Source organism: Pseudomonas sp. B35(2017) (genome assembly GCF_002113645.1).
GTDB lineage: Bacteria > Pseudomonadota > Gammaproteobacteria > Pseudomonadales > Pseudomonadaceae > Aquipseudomonas > Aquipseudomonas ekonensis.
This window is the reverse complement of record NZ_NEIZ01000015.1, coordinates 121,577-146,735: the sequence shown is the minus strand read 5'-3', so window position 1 is coordinate 146,735 and position 25,159 is coordinate 121,577. Positions and strand designations below refer to the sequence as shown.

30 protein-coding genes, 1 tRNA gene and 1 pseudogene are annotated in these 25,159 nt (G+C 61.5%); 9 read left to right on the top strand and 23 right to left on the bottom strand.

The genetic code is table 11. The features are described 5' to 3' along the window. Positions 1–23: 23 nt before the first annotated feature. Together CAG41_RS28915 and CAG41_RS21750 are read right to left on the bottom strand one after the other, a co-directional pair. Entirely contained in the window at positions 24–794 is a 771-nt protein-coding gene (locus CAG41_RS28915) for a hypothetical protein (RefSeq protein ID WP_256576463.1), read from the bottom strand. 229 nt (positions 795–1,023) lie between these two features. Beyond that, the gene (locus CAG41_RS21750; protein WP_085577443.1) at positions 1,024–1,899 is read right to left on the bottom strand and encodes a LysR family transcriptional regulator; all 876 of its coding nucleotides are present in this window, start codon (positions 1,897–1,899) and stop codon (positions 1,024–1,026) included. Between the two features lie 108 nt (positions 1,900–2,007). Between CAG41_RS21750 and CAG41_RS21745 the strand changes: the two are divergent. The 5 genes and pseudogenes from CAG41_RS21745 to CAG41_RS21725 form a co-directional block, all read left to right on the top strand. Then, positions 2,008–2,202, top strand: a pseudogene (locus CAG41_RS21745) (MFS transporter); the annotation flags it as partial. Positions 2,203–2,247: 45 nt separating this feature from the next. After that, complete coding sequence (locus tag CAG41_RS21740) at positions 2,248–3,246, top strand: NAD(P)H-quinone oxidoreductase (protein ID WP_085577444.1); 999 nt, start codon at positions 2,248–2,250, stop codon at positions 3,244–3,246. A gap of 112 nt (positions 3,247–3,358) precedes the next feature. Continuing rightward, entirely contained in the window at positions 3,359–4,294 is a 936-nt protein-coding gene (locus CAG41_RS21735; protein ID WP_085577445.1) for an alpha/beta hydrolase, read from the top strand. Between the two features lie 51 nt (positions 4,295–4,345). Next, complete coding sequence (locus CAG41_RS21730) at positions 4,346–4,933, top strand: hypothetical protein (RefSeq protein ID WP_256575770.1); 588 nt, start codon at positions 4,346–4,348, stop codon at positions 4,931–4,933. Positions 4,934–5,089: 156 nt separating this feature from the next. Next, on the top strand, positions 5,090–5,503 hold the full coding sequence (locus CAG41_RS21725) for a VOC family protein (RefSeq protein ID WP_085637839.1): 414 nt from the start codon (positions 5,090–5,092) through the stop codon (positions 5,501–5,503). Positions 5,504–5,557: 54 nt separating this feature from the next. Here the strand turns inward: CAG41_RS21725 and CAG41_RS21720 are convergent, their stop codons facing one another. Together CAG41_RS21720 and CAG41_RS21715 are read right to left on the bottom strand one after the other, a co-directional pair. Further along, positions 5,558–5,887 carry a hypothetical protein gene (locus tag CAG41_RS21720; protein WP_085577447.1) on the bottom strand — a complete coding sequence of 110 codons (330 nt, stop codon included), beginning with the start codon at positions 5,885–5,887 and terminating at the stop codon, positions 5,558–5,560. A 124-nt stretch (positions 5,888–6,011) separates the two neighbouring features. Continuing rightward, positions 6,012–7,238 (bottom strand): RtcB family protein, encoded by a 1,227-nt coding sequence (locus CAG41_RS21715; protein ID WP_085634095.1) that lies wholly within the window; start codon positions 7,236–7,238, stop codon positions 6,012–6,014. A gap of 129 nt (positions 7,239–7,367) precedes the next feature. On the opposite strand from CAG41_RS21715, the gene CAG41_RS21710 reads away from it, so the two are divergent. Continuing rightward, positions 7,368–7,574, top strand: a complete 207-nt coding sequence (locus CAG41_RS21710) for a hypothetical protein (protein ID WP_085577449.1) — start codon at positions 7,368–7,370, stop codon at positions 7,572–7,574. Between the two features lie 95 nt (positions 7,575–7,669). Here the strand turns inward: CAG41_RS21710 and CAG41_RS21705 are convergent. The 9 genes from CAG41_RS21705 to thrS form a co-directional block, all read right to left on the bottom strand. Beyond that, positions 7,670–7,746 (bottom strand) — tRNA-Pro (locus CAG41_RS21705). Between the two features lie 89 nt (positions 7,747–7,835). Further along, positions 7,836–8,192 (bottom strand): MerR family transcriptional regulator, encoded by a 357-nt coding sequence (locus CAG41_RS21700; protein WP_085638052.1) that lies wholly within the window; start codon positions 8,190–8,192, stop codon positions 7,836–7,838. Then, positions 8,173–8,475 (bottom strand): integration host factor subunit alpha, encoded by a 303-nt coding sequence (gene ihfA, locus CAG41_RS21695; RefSeq protein WP_002553164.1) that lies wholly within the window; start codon positions 8,473–8,475, stop codon positions 8,173–8,175. Before ihfA ends, CAG41_RS21700 begins: the two co-directional genes overlap by 20 nt. A 3-nt stretch (positions 8,476–8,478) precedes the next feature. Further along, on the bottom strand, positions 8,479–10,857 hold the full coding sequence (gene pheT, locus CAG41_RS21690; RefSeq protein WP_085577451.1) for a phenylalanine--tRNA ligase subunit beta: 2,379 nt from the start codon (positions 10,855–10,857) through the stop codon (positions 8,479–8,481). A gap of 26 nt (positions 10,858–10,883) precedes the next feature. Continuing rightward, entirely contained in the window at positions 10,884–11,900 is a 1,017-nt protein-coding gene (gene pheS, locus CAG41_RS21685; protein ID WP_085577452.1) for a phenylalanine--tRNA ligase subunit alpha, read from the bottom strand. A gap of 109 nt (positions 11,901–12,009) precedes the next feature. Next, positions 12,010–12,366 carry a 50S ribosomal protein L20 gene (rplT, locus tag CAG41_RS21680; protein WP_085577453.1) on the bottom strand — a complete coding sequence of 119 codons (357 nt, stop codon included), beginning with the start codon at positions 12,364–12,366 and terminating at the stop codon, positions 12,010–12,012. 30 nt (positions 12,367–12,396) lie between these two features. Next, positions 12,397–12,591, bottom strand: a complete 195-nt coding sequence (gene rpmI / locus CAG41_RS21675) for a 50S ribosomal protein L35 (protein WP_002553160.1) — start codon at positions 12,589–12,591, stop codon at positions 12,397–12,399. Positions 12,592–12,651: 60 nt separating this feature from the next. After that, a complete protein-coding gene (gene infC, locus CAG41_RS21670; protein ID WP_170929973.1) occupies positions 12,652–13,203 on the bottom strand; it encodes a translation initiation factor IF-3 in 552 nt (183 codons plus the stop codon). Continuing rightward, the gene (thrS, locus tag CAG41_RS21665) at positions 13,203–15,125 is read right to left on the bottom strand and encodes a threonine--tRNA ligase (protein WP_085577455.1); all 1,923 of its coding nucleotides are present in this window, start codon (positions 15,123–15,125) and stop codon (positions 13,203–13,205) included. The genes infC and thrS overlap by 1 nt, the downstream gene beginning before the upstream one ends. A gap of 356 nt (positions 15,126–15,481) precedes the next feature. On the opposite strand from thrS, the gene CAG41_RS21655 reads away from it, so the two are divergent. Further along, the gene (locus CAG41_RS21655) at positions 15,482–15,784 is read left to right on the top strand and encodes a hypothetical protein (protein ID WP_085577456.1); all 303 of its coding nucleotides are present in this window, start codon (positions 15,482–15,484) and stop codon (positions 15,782–15,784) included. Positions 15,785–16,074: 290 nt separating this feature from the next. Further along, positions 16,075–16,287 carry a cold-shock protein gene (locus CAG41_RS21650; protein ID WP_085577457.1) on the top strand — a complete coding sequence of 71 codons (213 nt, stop codon included), beginning with the start codon at positions 16,075–16,077 and terminating at the stop codon, positions 16,285–16,287. Between the two features lie 70 nt (positions 16,288–16,357). On the opposite strand, the gene CAG41_RS21645 is transcribed toward CAG41_RS21650, so the two are convergent. Together CAG41_RS21645 and CAG41_RS21640 are read right to left on the bottom strand one after the other, a co-directional pair. Beyond that, positions 16,358–16,675: an I78 family peptidase inhibitor gene (locus tag CAG41_RS21645; protein WP_085577458.1), complete on the bottom strand. Its 318-nt coding sequence runs from the start codon at positions 16,673–16,675 to the stop codon at positions 16,358–16,360. Between the two features lie 167 nt (positions 16,676–16,842). Beyond that, complete coding sequence (locus CAG41_RS21640; protein WP_085577459.1) at positions 16,843–17,148, bottom strand: hypothetical protein; 306 nt, start codon at positions 17,146–17,148, stop codon at positions 16,843–16,845. A 132-nt stretch (positions 17,149–17,280) separates the two neighbouring features. On the opposite strand from CAG41_RS21640, the gene CAG41_RS21635 reads away from it, so the two are divergent. Continuing rightward, positions 17,281–17,493 carry a hypothetical protein gene (locus tag CAG41_RS21635; RefSeq protein ID WP_085577460.1) on the top strand — a complete coding sequence of 71 codons (213 nt, stop codon included), beginning with the start codon at positions 17,281–17,283 and terminating at the stop codon, positions 17,491–17,493. 34 nt (positions 17,494–17,527) lie between these two features. On the opposite strand, the gene CAG41_RS21630 is transcribed toward CAG41_RS21635, so the two are convergent. From CAG41_RS21630 to CAG41_RS21595, 8 genes are all read right to left on the bottom strand, one after another. After that, the gene (locus CAG41_RS21630; RefSeq protein ID WP_085577461.1) at positions 17,528–18,556 is read right to left on the bottom strand and encodes a nucleoside hydrolase; all 1,029 of its coding nucleotides are present in this window, start codon (positions 18,554–18,556) and stop codon (positions 17,528–17,530) included. Between the two features lie 44 nt (positions 18,557–18,600). Further along, on the bottom strand, positions 18,601–19,005 hold the full coding sequence (rbsD, locus tag CAG41_RS21625) for a D-ribose pyranase (protein ID WP_085631465.1): 405 nt from the start codon (positions 19,003–19,005) through the stop codon (positions 18,601–18,603). Further along, positions 19,002–19,919 (bottom strand): ribokinase, encoded by a 918-nt coding sequence (gene rbsK, locus CAG41_RS21620; protein WP_085577463.1) that lies wholly within the window; start codon positions 19,917–19,919, stop codon positions 19,002–19,004. Before rbsK ends, rbsD begins: the two co-directional genes overlap by 4 nt. 24 nt (positions 19,920–19,943) lie before the next feature. Next, positions 19,944–20,963: a LacI family DNA-binding transcriptional regulator gene (locus CAG41_RS21615; protein WP_085638066.1), complete on the bottom strand. Its 1,020-nt coding sequence runs from the start codon at positions 20,961–20,963 to the stop codon at positions 19,944–19,946. A gap of 3 nt (positions 20,964–20,966) precedes the next feature. Further along, complete coding sequence (locus CAG41_RS21610; RefSeq protein ID WP_085631463.1) at positions 20,967–21,944, bottom strand: ABC transporter permease; 978 nt, start codon at positions 21,942–21,944, stop codon at positions 20,967–20,969. After that, positions 21,941–23,494, bottom strand: coding sequence for a sugar ABC transporter ATP-binding protein (locus tag CAG41_RS21605; RefSeq protein ID WP_085577466.1), 1,554 nt, complete (start codon positions 23,492–23,494; stop codon positions 21,941–21,943). The genes CAG41_RS21610 and CAG41_RS21605 overlap by 4 nt, the downstream gene beginning before the upstream one ends. 55 nt (positions 23,495–23,549) lie before the next feature. Continuing rightward, on the bottom strand, positions 23,550–24,503 hold the full coding sequence (locus CAG41_RS21600) for a sugar ABC transporter substrate-binding protein (RefSeq protein WP_085577467.1): 954 nt from the start codon (positions 24,501–24,503) through the stop codon (positions 23,550–23,552). A gap of 199 nt (positions 24,504–24,702) precedes the next feature. Beyond that, positions 24,703–25,158 carry a hypothetical protein gene (locus CAG41_RS21595; protein ID WP_085631459.1) on the bottom strand — a complete coding sequence of 152 codons (456 nt, stop codon included), beginning with the start codon at positions 25,156–25,158 and terminating at the stop codon, positions 24,703–24,705. Position 25,159 lies beyond the last annotated feature (1 nt).

The following is a 25,159-nucleotide window of genomic DNA, read 5'->3' as shown; positions in this document are numbered from 1 at the left end:
CGGCCTTCATTTGAAGGCCGTTTTCATTGTTCCAGGGTGACCGGCGTGGCAACAGGCACGGGTGCGCTGGCCTCCTTGACCGACTGAACCGCCGCCAAGGTCGTCTGTATCGCGACCATCACGTTGGCCTGGTTGGTGTAGATGGCCCCCACCAGAATGGCCACTCCTGCCAGAAACTGCACGGCAACACCTGCCCAATAGCTGGTTCTGAAATTGATCACTTGCCTTGCCGCTTCCTGGGCCCCTTCGGCAGCCTTGAGCGTTTGCTCCGCGATCAGCTCCAGGCGCTTGTCTCTCTCCTGCTGGACCTTTTCACGCTCCAGCTGCGTTTTGTCCCGCTCCAACTGTGCCTTGTCTCGTTCCCGCTGTGCGACCTCCTGTGCCTTGTCTCGTTCCCGCTGTGCGACCTCCCGCGCCTTCTCCCGATCTTGCCGGGCCCTTTCCTGAGCGGCTTCCCATTCTTGCCGTGCTTTATCCTGTGCTGCGCCCTGCTCCTGCCGAGCCCTTTCCTGAGATCGCTCCCACCTCAGCCGTGCGCGCTCCCAGGATCGCTCCCGCTCCAACCGGGCTTTTTCCTGAAGCCGCTCACGTTCCAGACGGGTTTCCTCCCGGGCCTTTTCGCGCTCCAGGAACGCCTTGTCCCGTTCCGCCTGCACCGCGACGAACTCATCCAGTTTCGCGGACATGGATTCGATCCGGGCATCCATCCTGACTTCGATGGTCTCGATCCTGGCGTTGAATTCCTCTCGGCTGACGTGGTTCATGGATTCGGTCTTGTCGGTGGCTCTGGACATGTCGCATTCCTGAAACGGGCTGATTTCCCTTGCAATCAATTCCACACCTCTGCGGCTATCAATTCGTCCCTGATTGATCCCTTCAGAACGAGGGGTTTGTCTCGTCCGAGGTCTGGAAAACGATAGAGCCCGGCCCGAAAACCCACAAGCCGGCGAATTCCGCCCTTAATGTAGGCAATGTCGCCACCCGACGTAGCCTTGCCAAGTCCACGCATTCAGCGCGTCTGGCCTATCCGTTCTCCGGTGCGAACGCGTCCACGATCTGCTCGATCACCGCCCTGACCCGCGCCGTGTGACGCAGATCCGCATGGGTCACCAGCCACACTTCATAGGCTTGTGGCCGCGTGCGCTCCGGCCAGAGCCGAACCAGCCCGTCCCGCTCCCCCATGTAGACGGGAATTTCTCCTACACCGATGCCGGCGGCAATCGAACGCCGCACCAACAGGCTAGAACTCAGACCTGCCACGATACGCCCGCGCCCCACCGGTTCGGACGCCAGCGTCACCTCTTTTCCGGCCTTCACATAGGGTTGATACACCACCAGGTCATGGCCCTCGAATGCAGTGCCCGGCGACGGCACGCCTCGCGCGTCGACATAGGCCTGCGAAGCGAACAGCCCCACCGGCCAGTGCGCGATGCGGCGTGCGATGAGGTCGGGATCGTCAGGCCGAGCGTTGCGCACCGCGATGTCCGCTTCGCGTTTGGCCAGGCTCGAGAATTGCGTGGAGGCGTCCAATTGCACACGCACGTCAGGATGCAACTCATGCAAACGCGCGATGGCCGGAATCAGAAAGTCGATGGCCAGAGAGTCGGTGGTGCTGACCCGCACGTTACCGCTCAGCCGCTCGTCCATGCCCTGGATCCGGCGCTCCAACTCCAGCGCCGAATGCTCCATTTTCTCCACGGACAAGAGCGCAGCCTCACCCACCGTCGTCAACGCATAGCCATCGGAGGTACGCAGGAACAGCTTGGCGCCCAACGACTGCTCGAGTGCCGTGACGCGCCGTCCCACCGTGGCTTGATCAACCCCCAGGACCCGCGCCGCACCACGCAAGGTCGACTCGCGGCAAACCGCCAGAAACACCTTGGCATCATCCCAGTTCATATTGCCTCCCCCACTGATGCACAAATGCATCATCACTCAGCAAAATCGCTGCGCATGTGCAGCGACCTTAGTCGATATGCTCAGCGCCATAAACCTTTTGAGCAAAGGAGCCGCGCGACCGTTTCGTTCGCCACGTTTCAGGCGCTGGCCGGGTTCGCGTCATCGGCACTGTTCGAGGCCAGCGGAGGCAACCATGCGCTGCTGTGTTTGACGGCCGCCGGCTCATTGGCGGTGGCGCTGCTGCTGGAACTGGCCGCGATAGGGTTGCCTTACACCTTTGCGCGACACCGCTGCCTGAGTTGACCGACCTGTTTTCATCACCGAACCACACCTTGCGAGGCACCGAACATGACCCTGCCCACTGAAATGACCCGAATCGAGATCACCCGCCCCGGAGGTCCGGACGTCCTGCAACCCCGGCGCGTGCCGTTGCCGACCGTGCCGGAAGGCGAAGTGCTGATCCGGGTACGCGCGGCCGGCATCAACCGCCCCGATGCCCTGCAACGGGCCGGCCTGTATCCGATGAGGCCCGGGATGAACCCGATCCCCGGGCTGGAAGTGGCCGGAGAGATCGTCGCCCTCGGCGCCGGGGTGGATACGTTCGCCATCGGCGACAGGGTCTGCGCTTTGACTAATGGTGCAGGCTACGCCCAATACTGCAGCGTGCCTGCCGGCCAGACATTGGCGATGCCTGCGGGGCTGGACTGGGTGCAGGCGGCAGCGCTTCCCGAAACCTTCTTCACGGTATGGGCCAACCTGTTCGGCTTGGGCGGCGCCCGGCCAGGCCAGCGAGTCCTGATCCACGGCGGCACCAGCGGCATCGGCACTACCGCGCTGATGCTCTGTCGCGAATTCGGCATCGAGGCCTTCGCCACCGCCGGCAGCGCCGACAAGTGCACGGCCATCCGCGAACTCGGCGGTGAACCGATCAATTACCGCGAGCAGGAATTTTCCGCGCTCATCGCCGAAAGAACCGCTGGCCAGGGCGTCAACGTGATTCTCGACATCATGGGCGGCTCTTACCTCAACGCCAACCTCCAGGCACTGGCGATGGACGGACGTCTGGTGATGCTCGGCTTCCTCGGGGGCGCCCGGGCCAACGACGTCGATCTGCTGGCGATCCTGGCGAAACGGGCGGTGGTCACCGGCTCGCTGCTGCGCGCCCGCACCGGCGACGAGAAAGCGGCCATCGCCGCGCAACTGCGTGAACACGTGTGGCCGACACTGGCGGCCGGGCGCTGCCTGCCGATCATCGACAAGGTCTACCCGCTCACCGAGGCAGCCTTGGCCCACGCCCACATGGAAGCGGGGAACCACATCGGCAAAATCGTGTTGACGGTGGACTGAGCCACCGTCGCATCTTGCAATCATTGCTGGTGCGCGGCGGTCGAAAATCTCGCGCGCGGACGAAGGCTTCTGGTACAAAGCGTTCTTTGTCCGCGCTCCGGTGAAACGTTTAATGCTCCCCGCTTTCATGACCCGTCTGCGACGCCGTCGGCTGACGTTCGCCTGCATGGCTGCCCTGATCATCGGCTTGCCGACAAGCTGCGCCGTGCTGGAGCATGCCGAGCGCAAGCTGCTTTTTCGCATCGAACCCGGCACCGCAGGCTGGTATCACGGCTTGCCCGACAGCGTGCAAGAACTCGACCTGCAGCCGAAGCGCTTCAGGGCCGGGCAAAGCATTCACGCCTGGTGGTGGCCGGCGGAACGGGCCAACGCTCCGGCCATCCTTTATCTGCACGGCGTTCGCTGGAACCTGACGGGCCAACTGTTCCGCATCGAACAATTGCGCGCGGCCGGCTATTCGGTGCTTGCCATCGACTATCGGGGTTTCGGCAAAAGCCAGGGCGACCTGCCGTCGGAAAGCAGCGTCTATGAAGACGCCCGAGTGGCCTGGGAACGCTTTCAACAACTGCAGCCCGATCCGGGCAAGCGCTTGATCTACGGCCACTCGCTGGGAGGCGCGGTGGCCATCGACCTGGCCGCCGAACTGGGCCGCAACGCCGCCAGGGACCATACCCCCCTGCCGGTGCGCGGGCTGGTCATCGAGTCCACCTTCACCTCCTTGGCGGACGTAGCCGCCGCCGTGGCCGACACCTCATTGCCGGTGCGCTGGCTGCTGTCGCAGAAATTCGACTCCATCGACAAGATCGCCGATATCCACATGCCGCTGCTGGTGGTGCATGGCCAGGCAGATGCGTTCGTGCCGCCCCGGTTCAGTGAGCAGTTGTTCGCTGCCGCCCGGCAGCCCAAACGGCTGTTGCTGGTGCCCGGTGGGACGCATAACAACAGCATGGCCCTGGGCGGGCAGAGCTATCGCAAGGCCATCGATGCCCTGATGCGTGCGCCTAGGGTGGCCGGTTCGGCGCCAGGGCAAATCGCCCGGGACTCCTGACGTCCGACCGGGCATACTGCCGCCCCCCGAACGTCACGAAAAGGATCGCGTGTGTTGCCCCGCCCCATTGCCCTGTGGTTTTACTATCCCGTCTGCTGGCTCGCCTTGCTGGCCTTGATGGCGCACATCGCCTTTTATGACTGGAGCCTGATCACGCCCATCGACGTCACCGGCACCTTCATGGGTGGCTTGGGTGGGCAACTGTTCGCCACCGGCTGGCTGATCGCAACCTCCGGGTTGCTGCTGACAGTGCTGCTGCGACTGCCCGGCTCGACCGCCGCCTGCATCGGCGCCGGACTCCTGCCCCTGTCCATCGGCGCCTGGTGGCTGGCGAACTACCCTGAAGATTCCGACAACCTCATCTACAGCACCAGCCCGCAGGAAATCAAAATCGCCATGCTCATCGGCGTGGGATTCTTGCTGCTGGGCGCGTTCCAGCGCTCACGGCGCGCCCCATCGCTTTCCCGCTTCAAGTTGATTGTCCGCAGCGGGGTAGCGATTCTGCTGTCGCTCCTCTTCATCAGCGCGCCACTGATGGTCGCCAAGCAACGCTCGCTGCCGTATTGCGCATTCGACAAGGACGGGCAGCAACTGACCGTGTGCCTGGGCGACGAAGATGAGCGGGTGATCGTGGACTGACCGCTTCAGGGATAAGCCTGGCGCCAACCATGCGCAAAACATCTGGAAAAACACCGCCGCTCCCGATGTCCAACGCTTTGCTATGGTTCATGCGTCGAACGCGCTGCCGGGTGAACAATCGCCGCCGCCCGCGTTTCGACTTCCGGGAGCACTACCATGAAAATCAACCCTTACCTGATCTTCAACGGCGACTGCCGAGCCGCCTTCACGTTTTACGAGCAATGCCTGCAAGGCAAGCTTGAAGCGATGATGTCATTCGGCGAAACGCCTGCCGCCGAACACGTACCGAAAGACCATCACCACCTGATCATCCATACGTGCCTCAAGGTCGGCGACCAGATGCTCATGGCCTCGGACACAACTCCCGACCGCCCGACCCCGGGCATGAGCGGCTGCTCGGTGTCCCTGAACGTCGACAGCGTCGCCGAGGCGGAACGGGTCTTCAACGCTCTGGCCAAGGACGGACGCATCGACATGCCGCTGGAGGTGACCTTCTGGGCCGCTCGTTTCGGCATGTTGACGGACCGTTTCGGCGTGTCCTGGATGGTCAACTGCGAAAGCGACAAGTGACTTAGCACGGGCGCCAGGCATGAAAAAGCCCACCCCTGAGGGCGGGCCTTGTGCTCAGCGCTGCGCCAGCTCATGCCGCACGCATTGCTCGTAATAGGTCTGCTTGACCGCCGCCGGCTTGAGCCGGGAAGTGCTGTTGTAGGTCTGCTCGGTAATGCCCATGGCCGTCATGCGCATCCATGGCTGCTGGAACTTGCGAACCTGCAAGCGCTTGCGCGCGCCATACAGGGAAATCCCCGACAGTTTCGATTGCTGTGCGCCTGCGGCGATGTCCGAGCCCCACGCGCATGCAAAACGATGGCTCTTGCTCAGTTCTTTCGCTTGAGCCCCCAGCGCAAGGGCAGCCAGGGAAAGCGTTGCAACGGTGATGACAATCGTCCGCATATAGCCCACCTAACCTTTTGAAAAAAGGCGAGTTTGCCGATACGGAGATCATCCGGGGGCCAGCAGTTTGCCGTCTGCTGGCACTTTGAAGGCAGGCGGTACGGTCAGCGCCGTCCGACGCTGCCTATCCCTTGACGCACACCACCTGACGCAAGGTATGCAGCACTTCCACCAGCTCACGCTGCGCGTGCATGACCTTCTCGATGTCCTTGTAGGCCATCGGGATCTCGTCGATCACGTCCGCATCCTTACGGCACTCGACATGAGCGGTGGCGCGAACCTGATCCGCTACGGTGAAGGTATTCTTGGCCTTGGTGCGGCTCATGGTTCGGCCTGCGCCATGGCTGCAGGAGCAGAACGACTCTTCGTTGCCCAGACCGCGCACGATGAAGCTCTTGGCCCCCATCGACCCTGGGATGATGCCCAACTCGCCCTTCTTCGCCGACACGGCCCCCTTGCGGGTGATCAATACGTCCTCACCGAAATGCTGTTCCTTCTGCACATAGTTGTGATGGCAGTTCACTGCTTCCAGGGCCACTTCGAACGGTTTGCGGATGACGGTCCGGGTCGCACGGACCACCGCGTCCATCATCATGACCCGATTCTGCCGGGCGAAGTCCTGCGCCCACCCGACTGCCTCCACATAGTCGTCAAAGTGCCGGCTGCCCTCTTCGAAGTACGCCAGATCGCGATCCGGCAAGTTGGCGATGTGCTGGCGCATGTCCTTCTGGGCCATCTGGATGAACAGGTTGCCGATGGCGTTGCCCACGCCGCGGGAACCGCTGTGCAGCATGAACCAGACCCGGTCGGCCTCATCCAGGCACACCTCGATGAAGTGGTTGCCGCTGCCGAGCGTGCCGAGGTGATTGCGGTTGTTCGTGTCGGCGAGCTTCGGGTATTTGTCGGTGATCGCCTTGAACCGCGGAAACAGCGCCGCCCAGGCCTGGTCTGCCTGTGGCGGTATCTGATCCCACGCCCCTGTATCGCGCCTTGAGCGGGTCAGGGTTCTGCCGTGAGGGACGGCCTGCTCGATGGCACTGCGCAGGCCATGCAGGTTGTCGGGCAGATCGGCAGCCCTCAGTGAGGTGCGCGCAGCGATCATGCCGCAACCGATATCCACCCCGACCGCCGCCGGAATGATCGCCCCGACCGTGGGAATCACGCTGCCGATGGTCGAGCCCTTGCCCAGATGCACATCCGGCATCACGGCCAGGTGCTTGAAAATGAACGGCATCTTGGCGGTGTTCAACAATTGCCGCCGCGCTTCCTCTTCCACCGGGACGCCCTCGGTCCACAGTTTGATCGGCTTGCCGTCAGCGACTTCCAGCAGTTGGTAGGTAGGTTCTTTCATCGTCTCTATTCTTCGTTTCGTCACCCGGTCGGGCTCAGGCTTCGTTCCCCCCCCAGAAGCAGGAGTCTCCCTTCGGCATGGGCTAAGATAGACTGCTCCAGACACCTTCATGCATACAGAGTTGTATCAATGCTTAAGAAACACCCGGAAAGCAAAGCAGCCACCGCTGCCGAGATTGAACGCTCTATCCAGGCCTTGAACAAAATGGCTGAGCGTCTCTGGGGGGAGGGTCGGGAAGCTGAGGCAAAGGCCCTTCTGGATGCCTTGGATGCGCTGAACCGTGCCTTGGATCGAATCAGGATCGGAGAAAGTCGCAAGGTGGTGACGTTGCATTGAAATGAAGGTTTGCCGGGTGACAGTGACATTTTGCGCAGGCACAAAAAAGCCGATCTGACTGATCGGCTTAAGTGTCTGATTTTACTCAGGAATAATGGTCGGGACGGAGTGATTCGAACACTCGACCCCTAGCACCCCATGCTAGTGCGCTACCGGACTGCGCTACGCCCCGACTAGGCGTGAATCTTGTTCCTCATCTCGAGGAACGCTCAAGAATATATCGCAAGCTTTTGAAAACTGGAAGTATTTAAAAGCAGTAATTTATTGCTTGAGTACCACCAGCACATCTTCAAGCTCGGCGATCATCTGGCGGATCATCTGTTTGTACTGCGTGGTGTCGTCTTTGGCCTCATCGCTGGATAGCCTTAGACGTGCACCACCGATAGTGAAGCCTTGATCGTAAAGGAGTGCGCGGATCTGCCGGATCATCAGCACGTCCTGGCGCTGATAATACCGGCGGTTTCCGCGCCGCTTGACAGGGTTGAGCTGAGGAAACTCCTGCTCCCAGTAGCGCAGCACGTGCGGTTTGACCGCACACAGCTCGCTGACTTCACCGATGGTGAAGTAGCGTTTGCCCGGGATGACGGGAAGTTCGTCGTTATGACTTGGTTCCAGCATAAGCCTCAACTCGGGCCTTCAACTTCTGCCCTGGACGAAAGGTGACCACACGGCGAGCCGTGATCGGAATTTCTTCCCCCGTTTTCGGGTTGCGGCCAGGCCGCTGGCGTTTGTCCCGAAGGTCGAAATTGCCGAAACCCGACAATTTGACCTGCTCGTTGTCTTCAAGAGCGTGCCTGATTTCCTCGAAAAACAGTTCGACCAACTCCTTGGCTTCCCGCTTGTTCAGGCCCAGCTCTTCATACAGACGTTCCGCCATCTCAGCTTTCGTCAAAGCCCCCATACGTCACTTCCTTAACGTGGCGTTCAACCTTTGTTCGAGCGAGGTGAGGATGTTTTGCGTCGTCGAATTCACCTCATCGTCATTAAGAGTGCGCGATGGATGCTGCCAGGTCAAGCCGACGGCAAGGCTTTTTCTATGCGGATCAATGCCTTTACCCTGATAGACGTCAAACAGCCTGAGATCTGTCAGCCATTCGCCTGCATTTTCACGGATTACGTCAAGCACAGCACTGGCGGCGACGTCTTTGTCGGCCAACAGCGCCAGGTCACGACGCACTTCAGGAAAGCGCGACAACTCACGGAATTCAGGCATTTTGCCCTGCGCCACTTCAGCCAGAACCAGCTCGAAAACAAAGACCGGACGGTCAAGACCCAGGGCTTTCGACAGTTCAGGGTGAATGGCACCGATGAAGCCGACTTCGCGGCCGTCTCGCTCGATGCGTGCGGTCTGACCCGGATGCAACGCAGGGTGCTTGCCCGGTACGAACGTGAAAGCACCCAATGCACCGGCAAAGCCCAGCACCGCTTCCACATCGGCCTTGACGTCGAAGAAGTCCACGGCGTCGCGACCTTGCGCCCAGCCTTCCGGCAGACGGCTGCCGCAGACCACACCGGCGAGCATCGGCTCTTGCTTGAGCCCTTCCAACTGACCGACGAAGCGCAGGCCGCTCTCGAACAGACGGACGCGATCCTGCTGGCGGTTCAGGTTGTGCTGCAGCACCTTGACCAGCCCCGGCCACAACGACGAACGCATGGCGGCCATGTCGTTGGAGATCGGGTTGGCCAGCAGCAACGGCTCGACACCTGGATTGAACAGTTCGAACTGTTTCGGATCGATGAAGCTGTAGGTGATCGCTTCCTGATAGCCGCGAGCCACCAGCAGACGACGCAGTTCCGGCAGGTCGCTGCGCGCTTCCGCCTTGGCCTGCGGAGCCAGACGGGCTTGCGGGTAACGGACCGGCAGGCGGTTGTAGCCATACAGACGCGCCAGCTCTTCGATCAGGTCGACTTCCAGGCTGATGTCGAAACGGTGGCTTGGCACCTCGACACGCCACTGCCCTGCTCCTTCAGCCGAGATCTTCAGGCCCAAGGCGCCGAGCAGACGCTCGACTTCGGCCGAGTCCATTTCCATGCCCAGCATCTGCGCGATGCGCTGCGCACGCAGGGTGATCGGCGCGATCGACGGCAGATGCTGCTCGCTGACCGTCTCGATGATCGGGCCGGCCTCGCCGCCGGTGATGTCCAGCAGCAGGCCAGTGGCGCGCTCCATGGCTTCACGGGCCAGTTGCCAGTCCACGCCACGCTCGTAGCGGTGAGAGGCATCGGTGTGCAGACCGTAGGAACGTGCCTTGCCGGCGACCGCGATCTGGTCGAAGAACGCGCTTTCAAGGAACACGTCGCGGGTGGTCGCGGAGACGCCGCTGTGCTCGCCCCCCATGACACCGGCAATCGCCAGTGCGCGAGTGTGGTCGGCAATCACCAGCGTATCGCTGCGCAGACTGACTTCCTGGCCGTCGAGCAGCACCAGTTTCTCGCCCTCTTCCGCCATGCGCACGCGGATTCCGCCATTGATCTCGGCCAGGTCGAAGGCATGCAGCGGCTGACCGAGCTCGAGCATCACGTAGTTGGTGATGTCCACGGCGGCATCGATGCTGCGCACGTCCGCACGACGCAGGCGCTCGACCATCCACAGCGGGGTTGGCCGGGACAGATCCACATTGCGGATCACGCGGCCCAGGTAGCGCGGGCAAGCGGCCGGCGCCAGTACGTCGACCGGACGCACCTCATCGTGAGCCGCCGGCACCGGGGCCACGACCGGGCGCACCACCGGAGCGTCGTACAGCGCACCGACTTCACGGGCCAGGCCGGCCAGCGACAGGCAGTCGCCACGGTTCGGGGTCAGGTCGACCTCGATGCTGGCATCTTCCAGATCCAGGTAAACGCGGAAATCCGCACCTACCGGCGCATCGGCCGGCAGCTCCATCAAACCGTCGTTGCCTTCACCGACCTGAAGCTCGGATTGCGAGCACAGCATGCCGTTGGACTCGACGCCGCGCAGCTTGGCCTTCTTGATCTTGAAGTCGCCCGGCAGTTCGGCGCCGATCATGGCGAACGGAATCTTCAGGCCAGGGCGCACATTCGGCGCACCGCACACGACCTGAAACGTTTCGCTGCCGTTGCTCACTTGGCAAACGCGCAGCTTGTCGGCGTCCGGGTGCTGCTCGGTGCTCAGCACTTCGCCCACCACCACGCCGCTGAATGCGCCGGCAGCCGGGGTGACGCTATCGACCTCCAGACCGGCCATCGACAGACGGGCAACCAGCCCGTCACGATCTACCTGCGGGCTGACCCAGCCACGCAGCCATTGTTCACTGAATTTCATCCTGCTCTCCTAAGAATTCGTTACGACTAGCGAAATTGCGCGAGGAACCGCAAGTCGTTGTCGAAGAACAGACGCAAGTCGTTCACGCCGTAACGCAGCATGGCCAGGCGCTCGACACCCATGCCGAAGGCGAAGCCCGAGAACTCTTCCGGATCGATGCCGGACATGCGCAGCACATTCGGATGAACCATGCCGCAGCCCATCACTTCCAGCCAGCCGGTCTGCTTGCAGACGCGGCAGCCTTTACCGCTGCACATCACACATTCCATGTCGACTTCGGCGGACGGCTCGGTGAACGGGAAGTAGGAAGGACGGAAGCGCACGGCCAGTTCCTTCTCGAAGAACACCCGCAGAAACTCTTCGATGGTGCCCTTGAGGTCGGCGAAGTTGATGTCGCGGTCGACCAGCAGGCCTTCGACCTGGTGGAACATCGGCGAGTGGGTGATATCGGAGTCGCTGCGGTACACGCGACCCGGGCATACGATGCGGATCGGCGGCTTTTTCGACTCCATGGTGCGGACCTGTACCGGCGAGGTATGGGTGCGCAGCAGCATGTTCGCGTTGAAATAGAAGGTGTCATGCATCGACCGGGCCGGGTGATGGCCTGGGATGTTGAGCGCCTCGAAGTTGTGGTAGTCGTCTTCGACCTCCGGCCCTTCGGCGATGCCGTAGCCGATGCGGGTGAAGAACTGTTCGACGCGTTCCAGAGTCCGGGTCACCGGATGCAGGCCACCCGAGGTCTGACCGCGGCCCGGCAGAGTCACGTCAATGGACTCGGCGGACAGTTTGGCGGCCAGCTCGGCCTCTTCAAACAGAGCCTTGCGCGCATTGAGAACCTCTGTGACACGCTCCTTGGCAACGTTGATCAGGGCGCCGACCTGCGGACGCTCCTCTGCCGGCAGGTTGCCCAGGGTCTTCATCACCTGAGTCAGCTCGCCCTTCTTGCCAAGGTAGTGAACCCGGATTTGCTCCAGGGCATTGATATCTTCAGCGCTTTGCACAGCCTCTAGTGCTTGAGAGACCAGCGCATCCAGGTTTTCCATGTACAGACTCCAGATACGAAATAGGGGAAGAGCTTGAAGGCTCTTCCCCTATTTATGACGTTTAACACCTGACCCCACAGATGCAGGGCCGGGTGACTGTCGGGGGTACTTAAGCCAAGGTGGCTTTAGCTTTCTCGACAATCGCAGCAAACGCCGCTTTTTCGTTCACTGCCAGATCAGCCAGAACCTTACGGTCGATCTCGATGGACGCTTTTTTCAGGCCGGCGATGAAACGGCTGTAGGACAGACCGTTGGTACGAGCACCAGCGTTGATACGAGCGATCCACAGAGCGCGGAACTGACGTTTTTTCTGACGACGGTCACGGTAGGCGTATTGGCCTGCCTTGATTACCGCTTGCTTGGCAACACGGAATACGCGCGAACGTGCACCGTAGTAGCCTTTAGCAAGTTTCAGAATTTTTTTGTGACGCTTACGGGCAATGACGCCACGCTTTACACGAGCCATGAGTTACTTCCTCTATTCTTGATCCAAAAATTAACGAAGGCGCAGCATGCGCTCGACTTTTGCCACGTCAGACGGATGCAGCAGGCTGCTTCCGCGCAGTTGACGCTTACGCTTGGTCGACATTTTGGTCAGGATGTGGCTCTTGAAAGCGTGCTTGTGCTTGATGCCGTTAGCAGTTTTCAGAAACCGCTTGGCAGCACCACTTTTGGTTTTCATCTTTGGCATGTTCGGATACTCCGCATTCAGTGGATAAACATAATCAGAAGGCCTGCCGTGCCCTGTTGATTACTTCTTCTTTTTCGGGGCGATGACCATGATCAGCTGGCGTCCTTCCATCTTAGGATGCTGTTCGACCGATCCGTACTCGAGCAGGTCTTGTTCGACCCGCTTGAGGAGATCCATCCCCAGCTCCTGGTGGGCCATCTCACGGCCGCGGAATCGCAAGGAAACCTTGGCCCTGTCCCCGTCACTCAGGAAACGTACCAGGTTGCGTAGTTTTACCTGGTAATCCCCTTCCTCCGTCCCTGGACGAAACTTGATTTCTTTGACCTGAATCTGCTTCTGGTTTTTCTTCGCCGCAGCAATCTGCTTCTTCTTCTCGAAGATCGATTTGCCGTAGTCCATCACCCGGCAAACCGGCGGGACTGCGTCGGCGGAGATTTCCACCAGATCAAGCTTGGCTTCTTCAGCTATACGAAGCGCTTCATCAATCGAGACGATGCCAATCTGCTCGCCGTCAGCGCCAATTAACCGAACCTCGCGTGCCGAGATATTCTCGTTGATCGGGGCCTTCGGTGCAGTTCGTTTATCCTGTCTCATTTCACGCTTAATAATAATTACTCCGAATCTTGGCGACCACGCCGGGAAACCGCTTGCGCGAGGAACTCGGCGAACTGGGCGACCGGCATCGAGCCGAGGTCAGCACCTTCACGAGTACGCACAGCGACAGTCTGCATCTCGACTTCCTTATCCCCAATAACCAAGAGATATGGAACCTTGAGCAAAGTATGCTCGCGGATTTTAAAGCCGATCTTTTCATTTCTCAAGTCAGACTTGGCACGAAACCCGCTTTCGTTGAGAGTTTTTTCGACCTGGGCGACGAAATCCGCCTGTTTGTCGGTGATGTTCATGATCACCGCCTGGGTCGGCGCCAGCCACGCAGGGAACGCCCCTTCGTAGTGCTCGATCAGAATCCCGACGAAACGCTCGAAGGAACCGAGGATCGCCCGGTGCAGCATCACCGGATGCTTGCGGCTGTTGTCTTCGGAAACGTATTCGGCACCGAGGCGCACCGGCAGGTTGAAATCGAGCTGCAAGGTGCCACACTGCCATACGCGGCCGAGGCAGTCCTTGAGCGAGAACTCGATCTTCGGACCGTAGAACGCACCCTCGCCCGGCTGCAGGTCATAAGGCAGACCCGCGCTGTCGAGCGCCGCCGCCAGCGCCGACTCGGCACGATCCCACAACTCGTCGGAACCGACGCGCTTTTCCGGACGGGTGGACAGCTTCATCTCGATGTCCTTGAAACCGAAGTCGGCGTAGACATCCATGGTCAGCTTGATGAACGCAGCGGATTCGGCCTGCATCTGCTCTTCGGTGCAGAAGATGTGCGCGTCGTCCTGAGTGAACGCACGTACGCGCATGATGCCGTGCAAGGCGCCGGACGGCTCGTTGCGGTGGCAGGCGCCGAACTCGGCCAGGCGCATCGGCAGCTCGCGGTAGCTTTTCAGGCCTTGGTTGAACACCTGCACGTGGCAAGGGCAGTTCATCGGCTTGATCGCGTAATCGCGGCTTTCCGACTCAGTGGTGAACATGTTGTCGGCGTAGTTGGCCCAGTGCCCGGACTTTTCCCACAGGCTGCGGTCAACGACCTGCGGCGTCTTGATCTCGAGGTAACCGTTGTCGCGCTGCACCTTGCGCATGTACTGCTCAAGCACCTGATAGAGCGTCCAGCCGTTCGGGTGCCAGAACACCATGCCCGGCGCTTCTTCCTGGGTGTGGAACAGCCCGAGACGCTTGCCGATCTTGCGGTGGTCGCGTTTTTCGGCTTCTTCGATGCGCTGGATGTAGGCGGCCAGCTGCTTCTTGTCTGCCCAGGCCGTGCCGTAGACGCGCTGCAGTTGCTCGTTCTTGGCATCGCCGCGCCAGTAGGCGCCGGACAGCTTGGTGAGCTTGAAGGACTTCAGGAAACGGGTGTTCGGCACGTGCGGGCCGCGGCACATGTCGACGTATTCTTCGTGATAGTACAGGCCCATGGCCTGCTCGTTCGGCATGTCCTCGACCAGGCGCAGCTTGTAGTCTTCGCCGCGGGACTTGAACACTTCGATCACTTGCTCACGCGGAGTGACCTTCTTGATGACGTCGTAATCCTTGTCGATCAGCTGCTGCATGCGCTGTTCGATGGCGGCCATGTCTTCCGGCGTGAAAGGACGCTCGAAGGCGATGTCGTAGTAGAAGCCTTCGTCGATGACCGGACCGATGACCATCTTGGCGGTCGGGTACAGCTGCTTGACCGCGTGACCGACCAGGTGGGCACAAGAGTGGCGAATGATCTCCAGCCCCTCTTCATCCTTTGGCGTGATGATTTGCAGCGTCGAGTCGCTGTCGATGATATCGCAAGCGTCGACCAGCCGACCGTTGACCTTGCCGGCCAGGGTGGCCTTGGCCAGGCCCGCGCCAATGGATGCGGCGACCTCGGCTACGGAAACCGGATGATCGAAAGAACGTTGACTGCCGTCGGGAAGAGTAATAGTTGGCATGGCGCCTCCTCTCCTAGTGGTGACCCCTACCAAAGGTCACGTGGGTTGGGATGAGCCAGTACAAGATCCGATCCAGGCCATTCAATGACGAACGCCTGCCTTACAGCGGCAGGAGCCTTGCGGCCAACCGGAAAACCGAACCAGAGTGACTGGGATTCAAACAGAAAACACGGGAGCCGCATGGGCCTTGGAGGCCTGCGGTCGCCCGAGCCCGGCATGCTAGCACAGATGAACGGCTGCGGACGCTTCAGGGTTGCATTCCAGAGCAGATCATCCGTTTTTATGCCAGAGTGATGAACTTGATCCGTCCTTCGCCCATCTGATGAAGGACATTGACCCACAAGGAGCATCTTCGCATGCGTCTGCACACCCTTTTCGCCGCTCTCGCCCCCGTTGTTCTGCTGCTGCCGCTGAGCGCCCATGCCGACTGGCCCAAAGGCGAACGCGAGAAATACATGGCGCAGTGCACCCAGGCGGCGACACCGCAGATCGGCGCTGCGGCCGCCAAGTCCCATTGCGCCTGCGGCGCCGATGCCATCAAATCCTACTCGGCCAGCGACATCCAGGCCCTGATGGACAACAAGGCCAGCCAGGAACTGCAACAGAAAGCCTTGGGCCAGATCGCCAAATGCAAGGCCAACGTCCCCGCGAAAAAGTGAGCGGACGGCACGCCTGAGGCCCCCGGACACGGGAAAAAGGCTGGCAAATGACGAATTCCCACCTGTTTCGTGCAGGTTTTACAGGTTTTTTACTGCAGCCCCAAAGCCCTTGAAAGCCTTTCAAACCGGGGCCTCCAGCCGAAACAACCTGCAAAGAAAACACGACTGATTGGCAAACAGCACCTGCGGGGGGCTACCAAAGCGAACATTTCGACTATGATACCCCGGTGTGCCCAGTTGGCCTGAGCAGCACAGCACTACTGAAAATATATGTTTCTTGGAGATACACCATGTCTAATCGCCAATCCGGCACCGTCAAATGGTTCAACGATGAAAAAGGCTTCGGCTTCATCACTCCTCAAGGTGGCGGTGACGACCTGTTCGTACACTTCAAAGCTATCGAAGTTGACGGTTTCAAAAGCCTGAAAGAAGGCCAAGCCGTATCCTTCGTGGCTGAGAAAGGCCAAAAGGGTATGCAAGCTGCACAAGTTCGCCCAGAGTAATCTCCCGGCGCACAAAAAAACCCCGTCCATGTGACGGGGTTTTTTATGCCTGCCGAAAAGCCCGCAGCGATCAGCCGCAACTGGCGCGGGTGACGATCAGATCGTTGTCGGTGTTCAGGTTCAGGCGATCGGAACGGTACTCCAGGGTAATCATGTCATTGGGCTTGAGGAACCTGGCGTTCTGCGCACCGGCACGGGTGCGGGCCTGATCCAGAAGCTGCGGCGAAGCCTTTTTGCCGATGGCGAATTGCGCAGCCGATGCCTCGCAGCGGCCATGACCGGCCTCGCTGGCCACAGGATCCTTCGCCGGCTCGCTCGAAGTCGAACTGCAACCGGCCAGCATGGCAATGGCCGCCAGCGCGCCCAGCGAGGTGAATTTCATAGGCATGAAGCCTCCTTTTCCAATGGTTGTTTCGAGATCGTGCGACCACCAATCCTGCGTTTGGTTTCACGGCGGGGCTGACACACCCCTCCTCCACGACCACAAAGGCACCGAGTTTGCCTGAACAGCCGGTCATGCTTCATCACGCAATCGTGACTGAATATTAATCGGCCTCAGTAAACGTCGATGTAGTCGAACGGCGGATTCGGCCAGTTGCCCTTGAGTGCGTTGTAGATCTGCTGCACCCACACGTCATCGCTCGCCGCCACACGCCCGACGTACCCTGAACCCTTGGCCCAGGTCTCCAGACGGAACGACAGGCCATCGATTTCCTGACCGCCCGTCACGCCAGAAGAGATATAGGCAATCCCGCCTTTGGTCACCCGCAACTGCGTATGCACATCGTCACTGGCCTCAGCCAGCAACCGGCGCACAGCCTCAAGCGTCAGGCCATCGGGGGCATTCAAGTCAATCTGCACGGTGCAATCCTGGGTTCGGCCGAAAACGACCAAGTGTCGCACAGCCCTGCGCCCATGCCTAAGTCGCAGTGCCAAACGCCGGGCAACATGATTTACTCAAGGCTTCGACAGACCCGACCTCCAGAGCCCGCCATGACCACCGTAAGCATCACCGCCGACATCAAGGCCATCTGGCCCCAGGGGCACAGTTCCTACAGTCCGGGCAGCCCGGAAGAGCTTGCGCTGATCAGCGTCGACCTGCTGGTCCGGACGCTCGGCACGCAAGGCGCACGGTCATTCATCGACCAGGTCTTCGAAAGGTACCCCGACGACTTCCAAGGCACCCCGGACAGCGAAAGGGAATAGAAGCCCGCAAACTCGATGCCTGCGGGCGCATCACTCATTTCAAACGCTTCAGGCGCTCGGTCAGCAGATCGAAGAAGCCCTGGGCATCGCCGTTCTCCACCCAGAATGCGTTCTTCGGCTGTTTCAGGCCGTCGTACCAGTCAACGATGGTCTGACCGAAAGTCGGCCCTTCACGGCTGTCCACCACCACATTCACCGAACGGCCGGTGAACAGCTGAGGCTTGAGCAGGTAAGCGATCACCGTGGCGTCATGCACCGGGCCGCCCGGGATCCCGTAGTGCTCCATGTCACCTTTGATGTATTCGTTGAGGATGTCGCCGACGATCTTGCTGGCATTGTTGTTCAGCGCCGCGATCTGCTTGAGCCGCGCGTCGCTGGTGAGCACCTTGTGGGTGACATCAAGCGGCAGGTAGGTCAGCTTCACGCCGCTCTTGAGCACCACCTCGGCCGCTTGAGGGTCGGCGAAAAGGTTGAACTCCGCCACCGGGGTGATGTTGCCGCCGTTGAAGTGCGCACCGCCCATGATCACCACTTCCTTGATGCCCTGGACGATCTCCGGCTCCTGGATCAGCGCCAACGCCAGGTTGGTCTGCGGGCCGAGCATGGCGATGGTGATGCTGTGGGGCTTGGCCTTCTTCAGCGTGTCGATCAGGTAGTTGACCGCATTGCCTTCGGCCAGGCCTTTTTTCGGCTCGTGGACGGTGACTCCCGACAGGCCTTCCTTGCCATGGATGTTTTCGGCATAGATCGGCGTGCGCATCAGCGGCTTGGGCGCGCCGGCATACACCGGCACGTCTTCGCGCCCTGCCCACTCGCGGGCCAACCGGGCGTTGCGCGAGGTCTTGTCCAGGCGCACATTGCCCGCCACGGTGGTCAAGGCGCGGATGTTCAGCTCATCCGGCGACGCCAGGGCGAACAACAGGGCGACCACATCATCGGCGCCCGGGTCGGTGTCGATGATCAGGTCGATCTTTTCCGCCGCCTGGGCGCCGGTCGCGGTCAGTAGGGACAAAAGCAGCAGGCTCCGGAACAGTTGAGGCAGTTTTTTAGCATAGCGGCGCATGGCGCACTCCTTGTGCATGTGAAATCGAATGGGTTCGCGACCCGTCAGAAGGTGACGCCGGCCACCAGCACGATGTTGCAGTACGGCTGGCATTCGCCGGTACGGACAATCGCCCGCGCCTGGCGGCTGAGCGCCTTGAATTGCTCATGGCTGAGCAGGTCGCGCCGACCGAGCGCCCCTGAGCCGTTCAGCTCATCGAGGACGGTCAACGGCGCGGGACGTCTCTCGAGAATCTCCTGGGCCAGCACGTGGCTTTCCACCTGCATCTCGCTGAGCACGACCTTGAGGGTGTCGATGAACGCCGGAACGCCGTGGGTCAGCGCCAGGTCGATCAGCTCGACGCCGGGCGGCACCGGCAGCCCGGCGTCCCCGATCACGAGCATGTCGCCGTGACCGAGGGAGGCTATCAGGCGCGACAGGGCGACATTGAGCAATGGGGTCTTTTTCATGAGGATTTGAATGCCTGCACTTCGGAACGTGTGGGAATGGACGGCTGTGCGCCGGCGCGGGTGACCGACAGCGCCGCGGCGACCTGACCGTAGCGGATGGCCTGCGCTTCAGACTCGCCGCGCGCCAGCGCCGCGGCGAAACCGCCGACGAATGTGTCGCCCGCCGCCGTGGTGTCGACGGCTTTGACCTTGGGCGCCGGGAAATGCTCGAAGCCTGTGCCGCTGGCGAACAACAGCCCTTGGGCGCCCAGGGTGATGAGCACTTTGCCCGCGCCCAGGCCGATCAGATGGCTGGCCGCCCGTTCTGCCGACGCCCGTGAATCCACGGGCAGCCCGCTCAGGGTCGCCGCCTCGCTTTCGTTGGGAATCAGGTAATCGATGGCGGCGTACCAGTCCGGCGGGAGCGCCCGACCGGCAGGCGCCGGATTGAGGATGACGGTCTTGCCGAGCGCCCGGGCACGCTTGAGGGCGTGACCGACCGTGGCGTCCGGAACCTCGAGCTGGCAGATGACCACATCCGCCGCCTGCAGCACGTCATCGAACCGATCCACTACAGCGCAGGTCAGCGCACCGTTGGCACCGGCCACGATCACGATCGCGTTCTGACTGTTGTCGTCGACCACGATCAGCGCCACACCGCTGGAATCCTCGACCGTGCTGACTGCGCGGCAATCGATCTGTTCGGCCAGGAGCGCATCACGCAATTGCGCGCCATACGCATCGTTGCCGACGCAGCCGACCATCGCCACAGCCGCTCCCAAACGGGCAGCCGCCACTGCCTGATTGGCGCCCTTGCCGCCGGGCACGGTGGTGAACGAATGGCCGATCAGCGTCTCGCCGCCAAGGGGCAGCCGAGGCGCACGGGTCACCAGATCCATGTTCAGGCTGCCTATTACCACTACATTTGCTGACATACGTCGCTACTCATCAATTCGGTTTCAGCGGTATTCGGTGAACACGCCGAACAGGGGGGCCGTCGACTCGCGCAAGACGATGCTCGGCGTGACGATCCGTTGGTCGGTGGCCAGGCTCGGGCTGGCGATCCTGCGCAACAGCACTTCCGCCGCCATTTCCCCCAACTGCAGGATCGACTGACCGACCGTGGTCAGCGCAGGGTAAACGTACCGGCTCATCTGGATATCGTCGAAACCGATCACCGACAGTTCGGTGGGCACGCGCACGTTGCGTTCCGCTGCAGCCCGCAGCACACCGATGCCGATCATGTCGTTGCCGGCGAAGATCGCCGTGGGCGGATTGCCCTCGAGCAGCAGGGCCGCCGCGTTGTAGCCGCCGGTGCTGGTGAAGTCGCTTTCCAGCACACGACCGGGCGACACGGTCACCCCCGCTTCATCCATTGCCCGGCGGAAACCGGCCAGACGCATCTGCGCGACGCTGGTGCTGACCGGCCCGCCGATGGTGGCAATGTCGCGATGCCCCAGTTCCAGCAAATGGCGGGTGGCCAGGTAGGCGCCGTACTCATGGTCGATGCGCACCAGATCCGCATCCACGCCGTCCAGGCCACGGTCGACAATCACCATGGGGGTCTTCACCCCGGTCAGGCCCTGGACAAGGCCGTCGTCCCCGCCGGCGGAGGCGACGATCAGACCGTCGATGCGTTTTTCCAGCAGCACCCGCAGATAATTGCGCTGTTTTTCCGGATCGTCATCGGAGTTGCAGAGGATCACGCAGTAACCGTTGCGCTCGCAGTAGTCCTCGATCCCCCGCGCCAACTCGGCAAAGTACGGGTTGAGGCTGTTGGGCACCAGCAGGCCGATGGTCGCTGTGGTCTTGGCCTTCAGCGAACGCGCCACCGCGCTGGGCACATAGTCGAGGCTCTTGATCGCCGCCTCGACCTTCAGGCGCACTTCTTCGCTGACCGGCCGGGTCTTGTTCACGACATGGGACACGGTCGTGTAGGAAATCCCCGCGAGCGCCGCCACATCCTTGATCGTTGCCATGCGTCAGCCCCGCCGTGCAGCGCGTTGGCTGCGGTAGGTGTCCAGCACCACGGCGATGACGATCACGGCCCCGGTGATGATGCGCTTGGTCGGCTCGGTCGCACCGATCTGAGCCAGACCGGCCGCCAGCACGGAAATGATCAGCACGCCAAAGAAGGTGCTGATCACCGAACCGCGTCCGCCCATCAGGCTGGTGCCGCCGATCACCACAGCTGCGATGACTTGCAGTTCCAGCCCGGAACCGGCGTTCGGATCCGCCGCCTCCAGGCGGGAAATCTGGAACAGCGCAGCAATGCCCGCCAACAGACCCATGAGGCTGAACACCAGGATCTTGTAAGGCTTCGGATTGATGCCCGCCAGGCGCACGGCCTCCTCATTGGTACCGATGCCGACCAGGTAACGGCCGAACACGGTGCGCGTCAGCACTGCCTGAGCGATGAAGATCACCAGCAAGGCGATGATGAACGACGGCGAAATGCCGAAGGCGATGGGGTTCGACAGCCAGGCGAACGCATCGCCGATGTAGGCGGTGCGCGAACCGGTCATCTGATACGCCAGGCCACGGGCCATCTCCAGCACACCGAGCGAGACGATGAACGACGGGATCCTCCAGGCCACGGTGATCGATCCGGTCACCGTGCCCGCCAGCGCGGCCACCGCCATGCCCAACACGGCGGCCGGCAATACGCTCCAGCCCCAGCCGAGGATCGCGACGCTGACGGTGGAGGCCGACAGGGCCAGCACCGAACCGACCGACAGATCGATGCCGCCGATGATCAGCACGAAGGTCATGCCCACTGCCAGCACCATCAGGTCGGGAATCTGGTTGGCCAGCGTGGTGAAGGTGTTATAGGACAAAAAGTGGCTGCTCATGACCGAGAACAGCGCGACCATCGCCAGCAAGGCCCCGGCCAACCCCAGATAGGTGCCCAGGCCATAAAGATTGCCACTACGGATACCGGCGGGAGATGCAGTTTTCATGGGAGATCCCTAGGCGCCGCTTCGTTGAGCAACGCATCACGTTTTTGGTAGCCGGCGAACGCGGCGGCAAGCAAGTCATCCTGGGTCCAGCTGTCACGCTCGAAGGTGTCGATCAGGCGGCCGGCCGACAGCACACCGATGCGGTCGCAGATCAGCATCAGTTCGCGCAGGTCGCTGGAGACCACCACCAGCGCCTTGCCTTGGCGCGTCAGCTCGCCGAGCAAGGCGTAGATGTCGAACTTGGCGCCGACGTCGATGCCGCGGGTCGGCTCGTCGAACAGCAGCACGTCACAGTCGCGCTCCAGCCAGCGGCCGATCACCACCTTTTGCTGGTTGCCGCCCGACAGCTCGGACACCCGTTGCGCGGGGCTCGAGCTGCGGATGCGCATGGCGCCGATCTGTCGTTGCGCCAGCGAGATTTCCTCGCCGTCATTGAGGACGCCGCCCCGGGAAATCTTCGGCATGTTGCCCAATGCGATGTTGGCGCTGATCGACTGAGTGAGCAGCAGCCCCTCGCCCTTGCGGTCTTCGGTGATCAAGGCAATGCCGTTGCGCACCGCATCCACCGGCGAGCGGATGCTCACCACTTGCGCCGGCGTGCCGAGCGCGACCGTACCGCTGTCTGCGGCATCGGCGCCGAAGATCAGGCGCAGCAACTCGGTGCGCCCTGCCCCGATCAGCCCGGAGATCCCGAAAATCTCGCCGGCCCGCACCTCGAAGGACACATTCTGCACCTTGTCGGAACGGCTCAGGCCGTTGACCGTCAGCAGCGGCGCGCCGATCTGGCGCGGCCCCATGTCGATGTGTTCGCCCAACTCCCGGCCGACCATCAGGGTGACCAGTTGCTCGCTGTTGTAGTTGGCCATCGGCTCGACACAGACCAGATTGCCGTCACGCAACACGGCGATGCGCTGGGCGACACGGGCCAGCTCTTCGAGGCGATGGGAAATGTAGATGATCGAGACGCCACGGGCCTGCAGGCGGGTGATCTGCTCGAACAGCATCTCCACCTCGCGTGCCGTCAGCATGGCCGTCGGTTCATCGAGGATCAACACATGGCAATCGCCGATCAGGTTGCGGGCGATCTCGACCATCTGCTGGTGACCGATGCCCAGCTCGCCGACCGGCGTGTCCGGGTCGATGGCCTCCAGCCCGACCTGGGCCATGGCCTCGATGGCGGCCTTGCGCAGTTGCTTGCGGCTGATCCAGCCGCCGTGGCTGGGCAGGTTGTCGAGAAACAGGTTTTCCGCCACCGACAAGGTCGGCAACAGATTGAGCTCCTGCATGACCATGCGCACACCCAGTTCTTCAGCCTGAGTTCGGCTGCCGGGGCTGTAGGCCTTGCCCTGGAACTGCATCTGGCCGGCGGTCGGCGTCACCAGGCCGCCGATGATCTTCGACAGCGTGCTTTTTCCGGCACCGTTTTCGCCGGTCAGCGCCAGGACTTCGCCTCTCATCAGCGTCAGGTCGATGCCGGCAAGCACAGGTTGCGCGTAGGTCTTGCCGATGCCGCTGACCGTGAGGACAGCGTTCGGGGCGGAAACAGACATAAGGAATCTCCATGCGCCTGCCGGAGCCGGCAGGCGCCGTTGTGTCGCCGGAAAACTATTGGGTGACCAGTGCGACCGGCGTTTCGATCACGCCGTTGGCGCTGTCGACTTTCTCGCCCTTGAGGGCCTTCAGCGCGGTCTCGATGCCGAACACGGCCTGCTTGGCCGCGAACTGGTCGGCGGTCGCCAGGACGCGACCGTCCTTGAGCATCGGCTTGATGGCATTGATGTTGTCGTAGCCGACCACTTTCACCTGCCCGGCCTTGCCTGCGGCCCGCACGGCCGACACCGCACCGACGGCCATGCTGTCGTTGCCGGCCAGCAGCGCCTTGATTTCCGGGTATTCGCTGAGCATCGAAGCGGCGACCTTGTTGCCCTTGTCGATTTCCCAGTCACCCGACTGCAGCGACACCACCTTGATCTGCGCCGCGCCCATCGCATCCTTGAAGCCTGCGGTGCGGGCCTGGGCGTTGGTCGTGGTGGGGACGCCTTCGATGATGCCGACTTCGTCGCCGGCCTTCAGTTGCTTGGCCAGGTACTCGCCCACCAGGCGAGCGCCCTTGCGGTTGTCGGGCCCCACGAACGGAACGTTGATGTCCTTGCTTTTGACGACGGCTGGATCCAGCTGATTGTCGATGTTGATGACCTTGATGCCGGCATCCACGGCCTTCTTGATCACCGGCACCATGGCCTTGGAGTCAGCCGGGGCAATGACCAGGGCGTCGACCTTGGCGACGATCATCTGCTCGACGATGCGGATTTGGTTGGCGGTGTCGGTTTCGTCCTTGATGCCGTTGGAGAGCAGGTCGAAATCGGCGGCGTGTTCTTTCTGGTAGGCCTTGGCGCCGTCTTCCATGGTCAGGAAGAACTCGTTGGCCAGGGATTTCATGACCAGCGCGACCTTGGGTTTTTCGGGAGACTCGGCGAAAGCCGAAGAGACGGGCAGTGCGGCGGATGCGGCAGCCAGCATGGCGACAGCGAGAAGGCGTCCGGCAAATGGCAGCTTCATGGGTTCACTCCGATCTTATGATTATTGTGAGCAACGCTTGCGCTGACGTAAGCTTCGCGGCATTCCAGAAGCCGAATACGCTACCGGGAATGCCGCGCAAACGTTTGCGTAGACCGAACTATGCGAACCCTGCCGAGATTTGTCAACGACTGGGAATCTGCTTTTTTTGTAGGGCGATTAACCGCAACCGCCCGCGACGTCACACCGTCGTGTTGACCAGATTTCCGCTTCCCGTCGCTTTCGCCAGCTCTTTGGCCAGTTCTTTGGCCAGATCGCCGGCGACCTGCGCAATCGCAGCAGCAGTGCCGGAGATCTGCCCCTGGATAGCCATCACGGCAGTGGATTTGGCTTCAGGCGTGGGATAGCTGGCGGCTTGCGCGGCGGCCAGTTGCTGTTGCTGCTGCTGCATTTGCTTCTGCAGTTCCTGCATCCGCTTGAGCAGCATCTTGACGACAAGGCTGTGGGTGTCGCCGGCGTCTTCCTTGTCCTCGCTCGGCGCTGCGCCGCCGGTTCTGACCTTGCCGTCGTCTTCAACCTGCCCCAGCGCCTCATCTGAATTTTCGGCCGTCGCCTCGTTCAGGCTGGCGATCATGGCCGGGGTTTTCCCGCCGATGGTGACTGCGCCGGGATTTGAGAAACCGATGGTCATCGACATG

Excerpts from the sequence above, each read along its gene's own strand:
- rbsD (WP_085631465.1), bottom strand. The coding sequence starts at position 19,005 with ATGAAAAAGACCCCATTGCTCAATGTCGCCCTGTCGCGCCTGATAGCC.
- CAG41_RS21595 (WP_085631459.1), bottom strand. The coding sequence starts at position 25,158 with ATGTCGATGACCATCGGTTTCTCAAATCCCGGCGCAGTCACCATCGGC.
- CAG41_RS21615 (WP_085638066.1), bottom strand. The coding sequence starts at position 20,963 with ATGGCAACGATCAAGGATGTGGCGGCGCTCGCGGGGATTTCCTACACG.
- pheS (WP_085577452.1), bottom strand. The coding sequence starts at position 11,900 with ATGGAAAACCTGGATGCGCTGGTCTCTCAAGCACTAGAGGCTGTGCAA.
- rpmI (WP_002553160.1), bottom strand. The coding sequence starts at position 12,591 with ATGCCAAAGATGAAAACCAAAAGTGGTGCTGCCAAGCGGTTTCTGAAA.
- CAG41_RS21735 (WP_085577445.1), top strand. The coding sequence starts at position 3,359 with ATGCTCCCCGCTTTCATGACCCGTCTGCGACGCCGTCGGCTGACGTTC.
- thrS (WP_085577455.1), bottom strand. The coding sequence starts at position 15,125 with ATGCCAACTATTACTCTTCCCGACGGCAGTCAACGTTCTTTCGATCAT.
- rbsK (WP_085577463.1), bottom strand. The coding sequence starts at position 19,919 with ATGTCAGCAAATGTAGTGGTAATAGGCAGCCTGAACATGGATCTGGTG.
- ihfA (WP_002553164.1), bottom strand. The coding sequence starts at position 8,475 with ATGGGGGCTTTGACGAAAGCTGAGATGGCGGAACGTCTGTATGAAGAG.
- CAG41_RS21740 (WP_085577444.1), top strand. The coding sequence starts at position 2,248 with ATGACCCTGCCCACTGAAATGACCCGAATCGAGATCACCCGCCCCGGA.
- pheT (WP_085577451.1), bottom strand. The coding sequence starts at position 10,857 with ATGAAATTCAGTGAACAATGGCTGCGTGGCTGGGTCAGCCCGCAGGTA.
- CAG41_RS21655 (WP_085577456.1), top strand. The coding sequence starts at position 15,482 with ATGCGTCTGCACACCCTTTTCGCCGCTCTCGCCCCCGTTGTTCTGCTG.
- CAG41_RS21710 (WP_085577449.1), top strand. The coding sequence starts at position 7,368 with ATGCTTAAGAAACACCCGGAAAGCAAAGCAGCCACCGCTGCCGAGATT.
- rplT (WP_085577453.1), bottom strand. The coding sequence starts at position 12,366 with ATGGCTCGTGTAAAGCGTGGCGTCATTGCCCGTAAGCGTCACAAAAAA.
- CAG41_RS21720 (WP_085577447.1), bottom strand. The coding sequence starts at position 5,887 with ATGCGGACGATTGTCATCACCGTTGCAACGCTTTCCCTGGCTGCCCTT.
- CAG41_RS21610 (WP_085631463.1), bottom strand. The coding sequence starts at position 21,944 with ATGAAAACTGCATCTCCCGCCGGTATCCGTAGTGGCAATCTTTATGGC.
- CAG41_RS21605 (WP_085577466.1), bottom strand. The coding sequence starts at position 23,494 with ATGTCTGTTTCCGCCCCGAACGCTGTCCTCACGGTCAGCGGCATCGGC.
- CAG41_RS21630 (WP_085577461.1), bottom strand. The coding sequence starts at position 18,556 with ATGCGCCGCTATGCTAAAAAACTGCCTCAACTGTTCCGGAGCCTGCTG.
- CAG41_RS21750 (WP_085577443.1), bottom strand. The coding sequence starts at position 1,899 with ATGAACTGGGATGATGCCAAGGTGTTTCTGGCGGTTTGCCGCGAGTCG.
- CAG41_RS21725 (WP_085637839.1), top strand. The coding sequence starts at position 5,090 with ATGAAAATCAACCCTTACCTGATCTTCAACGGCGACTGCCGAGCCGCC.
- CAG41_RS21645 (WP_085577458.1), bottom strand. The coding sequence starts at position 16,675 with ATGCCTATGAAATTCACCTCGCTGGGCGCGCTGGCGGCCATTGCCATG.
- CAG41_RS21600 (WP_085577467.1), bottom strand. The coding sequence starts at position 24,503 with ATGAAGCTGCCATTTGCCGGACGCCTTCTCGCTGTCGCCATGCTGGCT.
- CAG41_RS28915 (WP_256576463.1), bottom strand. The coding sequence starts at position 794 with ATGTCCAGAGCCACCGACAAGACCGAATCCATGAACCACGTCAGCCGA.
- CAG41_RS21650 (WP_085577457.1), top strand. The coding sequence starts at position 16,075 with ATGTCTAATCGCCAATCCGGCACCGTCAAATGGTTCAACGATGAAAAA.
- CAG41_RS21635 (WP_085577460.1), top strand. The coding sequence starts at position 17,281 with ATGACCACCGTAAGCATCACCGCCGACATCAAGGCCATCTGGCCCCAG.
- CAG41_RS21715 (WP_085634095.1), bottom strand. The coding sequence starts at position 7,238 with ATGAAAGAACCTACCTACCAACTGCTGGAAGTCGCTGACGGCAAGCCG.
- CAG41_RS21700 (WP_085638052.1), bottom strand. The coding sequence starts at position 8,192 with ATGCTGGAACCAAGTCATAACGACGAACTTCCCGTCATCCCGGGCAAA.